The 12,679-nt window shown below is 61.8% G+C and carries 11 protein-coding genes; 7 read left to right on the top strand and 4 right to left on the bottom strand.

What is annotated here, in order from left to right:
- Positions 1 to 19: 19 nt before the first annotated feature.
- The 7 genes from gspL to ACFOFO_RS07770 all read left to right on the top strand — a co-directional run bounded on the left by gspL (position 20) and on the right by ACFOFO_RS07770 (position 8,434).
- Positions 20 to 1,288: a type II secretion system protein GspL gene (gene gspL, locus ACFOFO_RS07800; RefSeq protein ID WP_390322073.1), complete on the top strand. Its 1,269-nt coding sequence runs from the start codon at positions 20 to 22 to the stop codon at positions 1,286 to 1,288.
- A 67-nt stretch (positions 1,289 to 1,355) separates the two neighbouring features.
- The gene (gene gspM / locus ACFOFO_RS07795) at positions 1,356 to 1,889 is read left to right on the top strand and encodes a type II secretion system protein GspM (protein WP_390322074.1); all 534 of its coding nucleotides are present in this window, start codon (positions 1,356 to 1,358) and stop codon (positions 1,887 to 1,889) included.
- 120 nt (positions 1,890 to 2,009) lie between these two features.
- Positions 2,010 to 2,783 (top strand): type II secretion system protein N, encoded by a 774-nt coding sequence (locus ACFOFO_RS07790; protein WP_390322076.1) that lies wholly within the window; start codon positions 2,010 to 2,012, stop codon positions 2,781 to 2,783.
- Positions 2,783 to 4,999 (top strand): type II secretion system secretin GspD, encoded by a 2,217-nt coding sequence (gspD, locus tag ACFOFO_RS07785; RefSeq protein WP_390331322.1) that lies wholly within the window; start codon positions 2,783 to 2,785, stop codon positions 4,997 to 4,999. Before ACFOFO_RS07790 ends, gspD begins: the two co-directional genes overlap by 1 nt.
- 22 nt (positions 5,000 to 5,021) lie before the next feature.
- A complete protein-coding gene (gene gspE / locus ACFOFO_RS07780; protein ID WP_390322079.1) occupies positions 5,022 to 6,449 on the top strand; it encodes a type II secretion system ATPase GspE in 1,428 nt (475 codons plus the stop codon).
- An 8-nt stretch (positions 6,450 to 6,457) separates the two neighbouring features.
- A complete protein-coding gene (gene gspF / locus ACFOFO_RS07775; RefSeq protein ID WP_390322080.1) occupies positions 6,458 to 7,678 on the top strand; it encodes a type II secretion system inner membrane protein GspF in 1,221 nt (406 codons plus the stop codon).
- 75 nt (positions 7,679 to 7,753) lie between these two features.
- Positions 7,754 to 8,434: a type II secretion system protein N gene (locus ACFOFO_RS07770; protein ID WP_390322081.1), complete on the top strand. Its 681-nt coding sequence runs from the start codon at positions 7,754 to 7,756 to the stop codon at positions 8,432 to 8,434.
- 127 nt (positions 8,435 to 8,561) lie between these two features.
- Here ACFOFO_RS07770 and ACFOFO_RS07765 read toward each other — a convergent pair whose 3' ends face one another.
- The 4 genes from ACFOFO_RS07765 to ACFOFO_RS07750 form a co-directional block, all read right to left on the bottom strand.
- Complete coding sequence (locus ACFOFO_RS07765) at positions 8,562 to 8,756, bottom strand: hypothetical protein (RefSeq protein ID WP_390322082.1); 195 nt, start codon at positions 8,754 to 8,756, stop codon at positions 8,562 to 8,564.
- Between the two features lie 158 nt (positions 8,757 to 8,914).
- A complete protein-coding gene (hslU, locus tag ACFOFO_RS07760; RefSeq protein WP_390322083.1) occupies positions 8,915 to 10,264 on the bottom strand; it encodes an ATP-dependent protease ATPase subunit HslU in 1,350 nt (449 codons plus the stop codon).
- Between the two features lie 63 nt (positions 10,265 to 10,327).
- Complete coding sequence (hslV, locus tag ACFOFO_RS07755) at positions 10,328 to 10,864, bottom strand: ATP-dependent protease subunit HslV (protein WP_390322085.1); 537 nt, start codon at positions 10,862 to 10,864, stop codon at positions 10,328 to 10,330.
- A 187-nt stretch (positions 10,865 to 11,051) separates the two neighbouring features.
- Positions 11,052 to 12,473 (bottom strand): STAS domain-containing protein, encoded by a 1,422-nt coding sequence (locus ACFOFO_RS07750; RefSeq protein ID WP_390331298.1) that lies wholly within the window; start codon positions 12,471 to 12,473, stop codon positions 11,052 to 11,054.
- Positions 12,474 to 12,679 lie beyond the last annotated feature (206 nt).

The following is a 12,679-nucleotide window of genomic DNA, read 5'->3' as shown; positions in this document are numbered from 1 at the left end:
AAAATACAAAGGGAACCTCTTGAGCACACTGTATATATGCCACCCCTCGAAAGCCGCAGCCGACCATGCGCCGCCTGGAACCACACTGGCCTGTCCGTTCGCCTGGGTGTCGGACGCCGGCGCAATTTTGCGTGAAGGCAGTTCGGCGCTGTCGGCCTTGTCCGGCCTGATTGCAGAAGCCAAACGCGTGGTGCTGTTGTTGGCTGCCAGCGACGTGAGCCTGTTGCGGGTGACGGCGCCGCCGCTGTCGGCGCCGAGACTGAAGGCTGCACTGCGCAGTCTGGTCGAGGACCAGCTCATTTCCGATCCGGCCGACTGCGTGCTGGTTGCCGCTGCAGCCGATCCCGCAGCGGAAGGCGTGCGCACCGTCGCGGTAGCACAGCGCGCCTGGTTGACACAGCTGGCAAATAGTCTGACCAGTTTGGGCGCACGCCGGGTCGAGATGCTGCCGGCACAACTGTGTCTGCCATATCAGTCCGGCCAAGTGACGGCCGCAGTCAGCGAAGGCAACGAGGTCGAACTGACGCTGCGGCTGTCGGCGCAGGAGGGCATCGGCTTGCCGGTGCTGCCGGAACACGATGAAGCACGTGCCCAGGAAGTGCTGCAAAACCTGCGCGTGATCGTGCCGGCAGCGGCGGTGACGCTGTATGTGCCGGCCACCGAAGTCGGCGACTACCGCCGTCTCGCCGATCAGAATATGACGGTCGAAGCTGATCAATGGTCGTACTGGATTGCCGGGGCACGCGCAGCGACGCTGGACCTGATGCCGGAACTCGGCTTGGGCGGCGGATCGAGCATCGACTGGTATCGCTGGCGCTGGCCGCTCGGCCTTGGCTTGCTGATCGTGGTGATCAATGTCGTCGGCCTGAACATCGAGTGGTGGCGTATGAAGCGCGAGGGCGATAGCCTGCGCAACGCGATGGTACAGACCTTCAAATCGGCGTATCCGAAAGAAACCGTGATCGTCGATCCGATGGTGCAGATGCAGCAGAAGCTCGCAATCGCCAAACACAATGCCGGCCAGTCGGCGCCGGATGATTTCACGGCGCTGGCTGCGGCTTTCGGCGAAGTCTGGTCCGGTGTGATGCAAGGCAAGAGTGCTGAGGGCGGATCGCCTGCCGGCGCGTCCGGCATTGCGTCGCTGGAATACCGCGAGCGCAGTTTGTTGGTCAAGCTCAAGCCGGATAACAAGCTGACGGTGGATGCTATCAAATCCGCGCTTGCCGCGCGCAATCTGTCGGTGGCGCAAACGGCCGGCGGTGCCTGGCAGATCCGGAGCGGAAAATGAAGCCAACAACTGAACCTGACACCGGCACTAAAGCCGCAATAACTCCAACCAGACTACAGGCGCGGGCATGAACGGGACCAGCAAGAGCCATGGCGGCGGTGATGTCGCCCATCAATTCAAACTGGCGCTGGCTGGATTCTGGGCCATGCGCAACGCGCGCGAGCGCACGATGTTGGGGGCTGCCGCGGTGATCGTCGTGCTTGGCCTGTTGTATGCGCTGCTGATCGATCCGGCACTCAGCGGGCGGGTGCAGGCCAACAAGAATCTGCCGCTGCTGCGGCAACAGGTCGCCACCATGCAGGCGCTGGCGCAGGAAGCCGCCGCGCTATCCGGCAAGGCCGCCGTCAGCGTGCCGCCCATGACTAAACAGAGCGTCGAGGCCGGGTTGCAGCGCAAGGGTCTGAGCGCGCAGAGCGTGGTGATGAGCGGCGATTTTGCCAAAGTGCAGCTGACGTCAGCGTCGTTTGGCGCGCTGATAGACTGGCTCGACGAGGCACAAAAAACGGCCCGGCTGTCGGTGATCGACGCCAGCATCACCGCGCTGCCCGCGGTCGGCATGGTCGACGCCAACATCACGCTGCGTCAGCAAAAGAGCGAATAAAACTATGGTCAAAAAGTCATGCAGCAGCGACAATGCGAACGGCATTGAAAGCGCTATTGAAAGCGCTATTGAAAGCGCTATTGATAGCGATATTGACGGCAACGGGCACGAGGACCCTCAGTGCGGCAGCTGCTGACATGGCTGCTATTGGCGCTGCTGACTGTCGCGATTACCGTGCTGGCATTTTGTCCTGCAGCCTGGATCGCACCGGTGCTGGAGGCGCAAACTGCCGGTCGTTTGACTCTGGGCGATGTACAGGGCACGATATGGCGAGGTTCGGCGTTCATCGGTGGCGCGCCCAGCGGCAAGGGGCCGGTCACGCCGCTGCTGCCGGGCCGATTCGACTGGCGCATCTCGCCCTTGTTGTTGCTCGGGCAAGTCGATCTGCAACTGGACAATCCGTCAGCATTTGCGCGGCCGTTGAGCATCACCGGCAGCTGGAGCCAGTGGCAGGTCAGCGCCGATGCGATTACACTGCCGGCGGAGCGCCTGGCCGGTCTGGGCGCGCCGCTGAATACGCTGGCGCCGTCGGGGCAGATGAAGCTGTCGTGGGGTGCGTTGCAACTGACGCGCCAGGATCGGACGCTGGATGTGGTGGGAGCGATGACGATGGATTTGAGTAATATCGCGTCGCGCTTGTCCCCGATCAAACCGCTCGGCGCGTATCAGATGACGATCGACTGGCGCGGGCAACACGCCAGCCTGGCATTGAAGACCATCAAAGGCCCATTGCTGCTGTCCGGTACCGGCGCGCTGCGCAACGGCCGTTTGCAGTTTTCGGGCAAGGCCGAGGCCGAGGCAGGACAACAGGAGACGTTGGCTAATTTATTGAATTTGCTGGGCCAGCGCCGTAAAGAAGGTGACAAGACCGTAATCGGACTAGAGTTCAAATGATGAAAAACAGACCAATAATCGCGCAAAATTCCGGCCGCCACAACATGCTGCGCCACTGGCAACGACGCAGCGCGACGGCACTCTTGCTGTGCGCCGCTGCGGTACTAACGCCATCGATTGCGGCGCCGCCAGCCAATCCGCCGGCCAATGAAGCGGTACTTAATTTCGTCGGTGCCGACATCGAATCGGTGGTCAAGGCGGTCGGTCATTACACCAATATCACTTTCATCATCGATCCGCGCGTCAAGGGCACGATCAACCTGGTATCCGAAAAGCCGGTGACCAAGGCGCAAGCGTTCAGCCTGCTCAGCTCGGCATTGCGACTGCAGGGTTTTGCCGTGGTGACCACCGAGGGGTTTACCAAGGTGGTGCCGGAAGCGGACGCCAAGCTGCAGGCGGCGCCGACCCAGACCGGCGGTGCCAGCGTCAAGGGTGACCAGATCGCGACCCAGATATTCCGCCTCAATTACGAATCGTCGACCAATCTGCTGAGCGTATTGCGGCCACTGATTTCGCCGAACAACACGATTAATGCCAACCCCGGCAACAACACGCTGATCATTACCGATTACGCCGATAACCTGAAGCGGCTCGGCAAGATCATCGCTGCACTCGATGCGCCCGCCAGCGGCGATCTGGACGTGGTGCCGGTGCGTTATGCAGTCGCCAGCGATATCGCGGTGATGGCCAACAAGCTGCTGGAGCCGGGCAGTGCGGTTCCCGGCGCCGCCGATGCGGGCCGCATCAACCTGCTGGCCGATCCACGCACCAATTCGGTGATCGTGCGCGCGCCGTCGCTGGCCCGCGCCAACTTGGCCAAGACATTGATCGCGAAGCTCGACCAGCCAACCACCCAGCCCGGCAACGTGCATGTGGTCTACCTGAAAAACGCGGAAGCAGTGAAGCTGGCGCAGACCTTGCGCTCGGTGGTCTCGTCCGACGGCTCGGCACCGGCTGCGACGCCGGCACCGAGCACGCCGTCACCCACGCCCACCGGTGGGATGCAGGGCGGCGCTAGCCCCACGCCGCCATCCGCTACGCCGACTTCGCTGGCGAGCGGTGGCGCGGCCGGCTTCATCCAGGCCGATGCCTCGACCAACACCCTGATCATCACGGCCAGCGAACCGGTGTATCGCAACCTGCGCACCGTCATCGACATGCTCGACGTGCGCCGCGCCCAGGTGTATATCGAATCGATGATCGCGGAAGTGAGTGCCGACAAGGCCGCAGAATTCGGCATCCAGTGGCTCGGCTTGTCCGGCGACAGCACCAGCAATTACCGGATCGGCGGCGGTACCTCGTTTTCAACTGGTGGTAACAACATCATCAACCTCGCGACACAAACCGCGGCCGCCCCGGTGGCCCCAGGCAACGGCCTTTCGATCGGCATCTTTCGCCAGATCGGTGGCAAGCTCGGCCTCGGTGCAATTGCGCATGCGCTCGAAAACGATGCCAATACCAATATCTTGTCGACCCCGAACCTGATCACGCTCGACAACGAGGAAGCGAAGATCATCGTCGGCCAGAACGTGCCGTTCATCACCGGCCAGTACACGACACCCGGCGCAAGCAGTAGCGCCGGCGTCAGCCCGTTCCAGACCATCGAGCGCAAGGACGTCGGCCTGTCGTTACGGGTACGGCCGCAGGTATCCGAAGGCGGTACCATCAAGATGGCAATTTATCAGGAAAAATCCAGCGTCGACAGCACCACCAATGCCGCCGGCATCATCACCAACAAAAGCTCGATCGAGACCAATGTGCTGGCCGACGACGGACAAATCATCGTATTGGGTGGCATGGTTTCCGACAATGTGAGCGATGGCGTCGAGAAGGTGCGCGGCCTGGGCGATATTCCGATTATCGGCAACCTGTTCAAGTACCAGACCCGTGGCCGCAAGAAAAGCACCCTGATGGTGTTCCTGCGACCGGTAGTGATTCGAAGTACCGAGCAGAGCAGCAGCCTGGTCAGCGATCGTTACGACTACGTTCGTGGCACCCAAATGGCGAGCCAGCCGGAAAAGACGATTCTGTTGCCCGATACCGGCGCACCGATTCTGCCGCCGCTGCAGGACGGCCAGCCGGTCGGCGGCAACCTGGTGAAGCCGATTCCGCCCGCGATTGACAGTTTGATGCGGCCCACCGCGCCTGTGCCGGGCAGCGGCGAAGCGGCGCAGCCCTCGACGCCATCGCCAACGCAGTTCGCGAAGCCGAAGTGAAATCACTGCAACGAGTAATGCCATGACAGATGCCCGTCTTTTACCCTACGCTTTTGCGCGCGACTTTTCGCTGCTGGCGATGCGTAGCGAGGCCGCCGGCAGCGCGGTCGAACTGTGGGTGTCGGATGCGACGCCCTCGACCGCGATCGCCGAGGTCAGCCGTCGCTTTGGTCGTGTCAAACTGAAGTCGATGGCCCGCACCGAGCTGGAGGAAGCGATCGCCAGCGCCTATGCCGGTTCCGGCGGCGATGCGTCGCAGGTGGTCGGCGAGTTCGAGGCCGACGTCGACCTGACCAAGCTGTTGCAGGATCTGCCGGCGATCGAGGATCTGCTGGAATCGGCCGATGATGCGCCGGTAATCCGCATGATCAACGTGCTGCTGACGCAGGCGCTGCGTGATGGTGCATCCGATATCCATATCGAGCCATTCGAGCAGATCTCGGTGGTGCGTTTCCGGATCGACGGCAGCTTGCGTGACATCGTGCGGCCGAAGAAGGCGATCCACGCCTCGCTGATTTCGCGCATCAAGATCATGGCCCAGCTCGACATCGCCGAGAAGCGCTTGCCGCAGGATGGCCGCATTACCTTGCGGGTTGGCGGCAAGCCAGTCGACGTGCGGGTCTCGACCCTGCCGACCGGCCACGGCGAACGCGCGGTGCTGCGCTTGCTGGACAAGGAAGCCGGCCGGCTCGACCTGTCGCACCTGGGCATGAGCGAATCGACCTTGCCGCAGTTCGACCATTTGCTGAACCAGCCGCATGGCATCGTGCTGGTGACCGGGCCGACCGGTTCCGGCAAGACCACCACGCTGTACGCCGCGCTGTCGCGCTTGAATTCGACCACCACCAATATCCTGACGGTCGAGGACCCGATCGAATACGACCTCGAAGGCGTTGGCCAGACCCAGGTCAATCCGCGTATCGACATGAGTTTTGCCAAGGCGCTGCGGGCGATTCTGCGGCAGGACCCGGACGTGATCATGATCGGCGAGATCCGTGATCTGGAAACGGCACAAATCGCGGTGCAAGCCTCGCTGACCGGTCACCTGGTGCTGGCGACGCTGCACACCAACGATTCGGCGGCCGCGGTGACGCGTCTGCTCGATATGGGCATCGAACCGTTTTTGCTGTCGTCGTCGCTGCTCGGAGTGGTGGCACAACGGCTGGTACGCAAACTGTGCCCGCATTGCCGCCATTTCGACGGCCAGAGCTGGCAGGCGGTCGGTTGCGACCAATGCGGTCATACCGGCTATCAGGGCCGGGTCGGGGTCTACGAGTTGTTAACCACCACCGAGCAGATCCGAGCCCAGATCCACAACCAGGCGTCCGAGGCCGAGATCCGCACCGCCGCCCAGCAGGACGGCATGCGCACCATGCGCGAAGACGGCGAGCGCTGGGTGATGGATGGCACCACCACCCAGACCGAGCTGCTGCGCGTGACGAAGGACTAGGGTAGACCGTGCCAGCATTCCGCTACGAAGCCGTCGATCCGACCGGCGTTACCAAGAAAGGCGTGGTCAGCGCCGACAGCGCGCGGGCCGCGCGGGCCGACCTGCGTGCACAAGGCCTGGTCACCGTCGCGATCGATGCCATCACCACCCAGGTCGATGCGGCCGGTTCCGGTGCCGGCCTGCGTTTTGGCGAAAAACTGTCGACCACCGAACTGGCGCTGTTCACCCGCCAGCTGGCCAGTTTGCTGGAAGCCGGCTTGCCGCTGGAACAGGCGATGTCGGCGTTGCTGGAGCAGGCCGAGCGCACTTATTTGCGCGACCTGATCGCGTCGATCCGCTCCGAGGTGATGGGGGGGGTGTCGTTTTCCGACGCGCTGTCGCGCCACCCGCGCGACTTTGCCGATATCTACCGTGCGCTGGTCGCATCCGGCGAGCAGATCGGGCAGCTGTCGCGCGTATTGTCGCGCCTGGCCGACTATATCGAACGGCGCAATGCGCTGGTGCAAAAGGTCAAGCTGGCGTTCACCTATCCCGCCATCGTCACCGTAGTCGCGTTCGCGATCGTGATCTTTTTGCTGACCTATGTCGTGCCGCAGATCGTGTCGGTGTTTGCCAACACCAAACAGAAACTGCCGCTGCTGACCGTGATCATGCTGGCGATTTCGGATTTCGTCCGTCACTACGGCATCTATCTGCTGCTGCTGGTGGGAGCGGCCTTGTATGCGTGGCGCCGCGCGCTGAAGAATCCGGTGATCAAGCGGCGCTGGCATACCTGGCTGCTCACCGCACCGCTGTATGGCAAGTTCGAGCGCAGCCTGAATACCGCGCGCTTTGCCAGCACCTTGGCGATCACCACCGGCTCCGGGGTGCCGATCCTGCGCGCGCTGGAGACCAGTCGCGACACGCTGTCTAATGTCGCGATGCGCGAGCTGGTCGAGGAAGCCTCGAACAGCGTGCGGGAAGGGGTCAGCCTGGCGCGCGCGTTGTCGGTGCAGAAGCATTTTCCGCCGATGTTGATTCACATGATTCGCGCCGGCGAAATTACCGGCGAACTGCCGGCGATGCTGGACCGCGCCGCCAGCGCACAGGAGCAGGATCTGGAGCGCCGCACGCTGACCATCGCCGGCCTGCTGGAGCCGGCGCTGATCCTGGCGATGGGGGTGGTAGTGCTGCTGATCGTGCTGGCGGTGCTGATGCCGATCATCGAGATCAATCAGCTGGTGCGTTAGCGTGAGCGTCTGCCGCCCCGGGACTGCTCTTGGGCAATGGTGCGTACCGCGCCCTCTACGTTGAGAGAATAGAAAATGAAACGTCTGCCGTTGTTCGTCAGCTTGATCCTGTTCGTCGCGCTGTGCGCGTCGGCCGCCTACTGGGCCATGCAATTGTTCAAGCCGCCGGTACGGCCGGTCGCGGCGCAGCCGCAGGTGCAGCCAGAAGTCAATCTGGATGCGGCTGCCGCCTTGTTTGGCGGACGTGCTGGCGCCGTGGTGGTGGCCAGCAATTACCAGTTAAAGGGCGTGATTGACGCGCACGATGCGGCCGGCAGCGCCGCGATCCTGTCGGCCGATGGCAAGCCGGCGCAATCCTTGCGGATCGGCGATGAGGTCACGCCGGGCGTCACGGTCAAGGAAGTGCATGGTCAATATGTGTTGCTGTCGGACGGCGGCGTGACCAAGCGCGTCGAATTGCCGGAAAGTGCGGACCAGCAGGGCAACCCTGGCACGGCGGCGCCGATGGCGACCACCACGCTGGCGCCGGGCCAGCCCAACATGATGCAACCCGGCAATCTCAACAAACCCGCACCCGACAGCAACGCCGGCTTCCCGCAGCCACGTCCGCAGCCGCCCGCGCCGTCGCCGGGCCAGCCCAACGTGATGCAACCTGGCCAGCCCAACGTGATGCAACCTGGCAATCTCAACAAACCCGCACCCGACAACAACGCCGGCTTCCCGCAACCACGGTCGGTGCAGCCCGTGCCGCAGTAATTCATCCGGCGTTATTCACCCTGATGCTGCTGCGCGGCCGTCGCGTCAGTCTGCACACCATTCCTGGTTTGGTATGCTGGCTGGCAACCCATTCATAGACCATTTTCGGCGCGCTGCCGGATCGCGCTTAGTCCTGGCCGGGTTCGGTCAGTTTCTTGAGCAAGCTCCGCCGGTGCAATTGGCGTTGGGCCGAAGTGATTTTCTTGTGCGGGCCGGCGGCGCGTTGCTTGGCCGCGACCGCGACCGGTTTACGCAGTTTCTGTTGGGACGGTTCGATCCGGAATGTCAGCTTTTGTCTGGTGCCGAGGGTTTTGTTGGCCATGATGAAGTGAAACTATTCGGCAGCGTCAGATCAATTCTGTTTGCAGGCGCACTTTGATTTCGTCCTGCGGTGCGCCTGCTGGTCGATACCCACCGCAATTGAGCAGACAGCGGCCATCGTTACCTTGACCGCCGCGGTCCCCTCGCCTGCAACCTCGATTACAGCACGTAACGCGACAAATCCTCATTTTCCGCCAGCGCATCGAGTCGCTGGTTGACATAAGCGGCGTCGATTGCGATGGTTTGGCTGGTTGTTTCGTCGGCCGAGAACGATATTTCTTCCAGCAGCTTTTCCATCACGGTGTATAACCGGCGCGCGCCGATGTTCTCGGTTCGTTCATTGACGGCAAACGCGATCGCGGCGAGGCGCTCGATGCCGTCCGGCGTAAATTCGATATGCAAATTTTCGGTTGCCAGCAGCGCCTCGTATTGCTTGGTCAGGCAGGCATCGGTGCTGGTCAGGATGCGTTCGAAATCGGCAATCGACAGCGAGTCCAGCTCGACCCGAATCGGGAACCGACCCTGCAGTTCGGGAATCAGGTCGGATGGCTTGGCCATATGAAAGGCCCCCGATGCGATGAACAGGATATGGTCGGTGCGGATCATGCCGTACTTGGTGTTGACCGTGGTGCCTTCGACCAGCGGCAGCAGGTCGCGCTGGACCCCGGCGCGCGATACGTCGGCGCCGCCCACTTCCGAGCGCGATGCGATCTTGTCGATCTCGTCGAGAAACACGATGCCGTTTTGCTCGACGTTGGTGATCGCCCTTTGCTTGACTTCATCGTCGTTCAATAACTTGGCTGCCTCCTCGTCGATCAAGATCTTCATCGCATCCTTGATCTTGATCTTGCGCGGCTTCTTGCGACTGGCGCCGATCCCGGAGAACATCGATTTGATCTGCTCGGTCATTTCTTCCATGCCAGGCGGCGCCATGATTTCCATCTGCGGCCCGGACTCGCTCAGTTCGATCTCGATTTCGCGGTCATCCAGGCTGCCTTCGCGCAGGCGCTTGCGGAAGGTCTGGCGCGCCGTATTGCCGTTCTGCGGCTCGCCGTCGACCGGCACCTTCTGATCGACGTGGAAGCCAAAATCGCGCGCCGGCGGCACCAGGATATCGATCACGCGGTCTTCAGCCGCATCTTCGGCCCGCGCCCGCACTTTTTTCATTTCGGCTTCACGAGTCTGCTTGACGCCGATATCGATCAGGTCGCGGATGATGGTGTCGACATCGCGACCGACGTAACCGACCTCGGTGAATTTGGTGGCCTCGATCTTGATGAAAGGCGCGCCGGCCAGCTTGGCCAGCCGCCGTGCGATCTCGGTCTTGCCGACCCCGGTCGGTCCTATCATCAGGATGTTCTTGGGCGTGATCTCGTGGCGCAGCGGCTCGGCCACTTGTTGGCGCCGCCAGCGGTTGCGCAGCGCAATGGCGACAGCACGTTTGGCGAGCGCCTGGCCGACGACGTGTTTATCGAGCTCGGAGACGATCTCGCGCGGAGTCATGTTCATGGTTGTGCAATTCCGTAGGGTAAGGCGCGGCCGGCACCGCAGCGACGCGTGCCGGCCGGACGGTTATTCGAGGGTTTCGATCGTGTGCGACTGGTTGGTATAAATGCACAACTCGCCGGCGATGGTGAGTGCCTTCTTGACGATCTGCTCCGGCGTCAGGTCGGTGTTTTCCTGCAAGGCCTTGGCCGCCGACTGTGCATAGGTGCCGCCCGAGCCGATCGCGCCGATGCCGTCCTCCGGCTCCAGCACATCGCCATTGCCGGTGATGACCAGGGTCGATTCGCGATCGGCTACCAGCAGCATCGCCTCCAGCCGGCGCAGCATGCGGTCGGTGCGCCAGTCCTTGGCCAGTTCGACCGAGGCCCGCAGCAGGTGGCCCTGATGCTTTTCAAGTTTCGCTTCGAACAGTTCGATCAGCGTGAAGGCATCTGCCGTGCCGCCGGCAAAACCGGCCAATACCTTGCCGTGATACAAGGTACGCACCTTGCGCGCGGTACCCTTCATGACGATGTTACCGAGCGTGACCTGACCGTCTCCGCCCAACGCGACGCTATTGCCGCGCCGCACCGACAGGATGGTGGTGCCGTGAAATTGTTCCATGTTGACCTCACTGTTGCCGCGTGTTAACTCCAGGCGCCTACGACTGCGTGGACGCCGACATGTGATAAAAAATGGGGACGAGCAAGCCGATTACAAGATGTTATCGGCGTTACGGCAATCAGGAGGGGTGTGAAGTGGCACAGCGGCAATGCCGGATTGGTATTGCCGCTGTCAGTCGTTGATTGGTTCAGTACTTGCGCGGGAAGATCTGCGCGATATTGTTAATGCCCATGACATAGAATAGTGCGGTAACGAGGTGATTGACATCATGAAACTGGATCACCTTGCCATTGCCGACGATGGGCGCCAGGCCATTTAGCAACTGGCCGGCGGCGGTGAAGTCGACCCGTTTCAGGGTACTGCAATCGAGTCCGGCCGGTTGGTGCAGCACGCTATAATCGACAATTTCCCGCAGCAATTCGCTGGTGGCGCCCTTGATCGTATCGGGCATCACGTAACGGTTGGACGATGGGTCCTGTTGCACCGGCTCAACCACAGCGGCGACGACCCTACTCTGCTTGGGCGCCACGAACGGCGGCGGCGATACTTCGTAGGTGACGCAATAGTCGATGCTGGTTTCTTCGAAATCATGCTCGTGGTTCAGCAGCCGCAGGATTTCCAGCAGCAGCAGCCACGGCGCTTCATTGTCGTCCCGGCGGCCAATTTCCAGCGTAGCGCGAATCTTGGCGCCGAATTCGGCGGCGCCGACCAGGATCAGGTCGTGATCCGATTTCGCCAGCGCCTTGAGGGATTGCAGCAACAGTGCGCAACCTTCCGGATCGATCTCTGTCAGACGGCCGAATTCGAGCCGGAAGCTGCGGCTTTTTTCGCTCAGCTTGTGCATCCGTTCCAGTTGTTTGTCGATGCCGGCGTCGAGTCTGCCGGAAAATGCGATGGTCGGTGTGGCACCGGCCGGCTTCGTTTTTGCGTTCGGCTTGGCGGCGGACAGCCACGGCGGCGGCGAGGTTTCGAACTTGCTCGCGTAATCGAGCGACAGGTGATCGAATTCCGCATGTTTACCCATGATCTGGTAAAGGTCGAACAGCATCCACCAGGCGGTGTGGGTGGCACCGCCGAGGTCGTCTTCCTGAATCGCACTCTGCAGCATCTGTTCAACCAGCGCATCCTGCTCGTTGGCGAACAGGATCGCCGCTTCTTCGATCACCGGCGCGGTTTCCGAGCTTGACAGTTCGACCACGCCGGCGCCGCCGCCGATACCATGATCGACGGCATCGCCAAACAGCGCGTCGCCGACCAACTCCTCGAGCGGTCGGGTGGCCTCGAAATAGCCCTGATCCTGTTGCGCATTTTCGCGCAGCGGCACCACTTTTCCTGATCCGGTGACGACGGCTTGCAACTCGGGCAAGGGAATCGTGTTGCTGCGCAAGATGTCGAGCGTCATTTCCGATTCGATCGCGTCGATCTTGCGCGCGGTGGCGCGGGCAGCACTGCGCTGCGCCAGCTGCGAATTGGCGAACCGGTCGGTGCTATTGCCTTCGCTCTGCGTTACCGAGTTTTCTCCAGGCATGATGCGCACCAGATCGTCGTCATCAGGCGAATGCTCTTCCTGCTGTCGATTTTTCTTGCCAAATATCGAGAAAATCCCCACGTCGTCCTTGCCTCATTACCTTGGTTATCGACATCGCGCTACGCTGCGGCACGGATCCATCTGCATCCGTGGTTGAGGTAGCCGGTTAGTGGCCACTTGCGTTGTTAGTCGCGTGCTGCGTTGTTGTATTTTTGAAAACTGGACCATCCCGATGCGGGGGGATGGTTTTGATTCTACATGCTCAACCACGTAATACAAAGCGGTAA

It is taken from the genome of Pseudundibacterium arcticum (assembly GCF_042646465.1).
GTDB classification, from domain to species: Bacteria; Pseudomonadota; Gammaproteobacteria; order Burkholderiales; family Burkholderiaceae_D; genus Undibacterium_A; species Undibacterium_A arcticum.
Note: the sequence above shows the minus strand (reverse complement) of the source record. Positions and strands in the feature narration are given on the sequence as shown.

Excerpts from the sequence above, each read along its gene's own strand:
- hslV (WP_390322085.1), bottom strand. The coding sequence starts at position 10,864 with ATGGAACAATTTCACGGCACCACCATCCTGTCGGTGCGGCGCGGCAAT.
- hslU (WP_390322083.1), bottom strand. The coding sequence starts at position 10,264 with ATGAACATGACTCCGCGCGAGATCGTCTCCGAGCTCGATAAACACGTC.
- ACFOFO_RS07770 (WP_390322081.1), top strand. The coding sequence starts at position 7,754 with ATGAAACGTCTGCCGTTGTTCGTCAGCTTGATCCTGTTCGTCGCGCTG.
- gspE (WP_390322079.1), top strand. The coding sequence starts at position 5,022 with ATGACAGATGCCCGTCTTTTACCCTACGCTTTTGCGCGCGACTTTTCG.
- gspM (WP_390322074.1), top strand. The coding sequence starts at position 1,356 with ATGAACGGGACCAGCAAGAGCCATGGCGGCGGTGATGTCGCCCATCAA.
- gspD (WP_390331322.1), top strand. The coding sequence starts at position 2,783 with ATGAAAAACAGACCAATAATCGCGCAAAATTCCGGCCGCCACAACATG.
- ACFOFO_RS07765 (WP_390322082.1), bottom strand. The coding sequence starts at position 8,756 with ATGGCCAACAAAACCCTCGGCACCAGACAAAAGCTGACATTCCGGATC.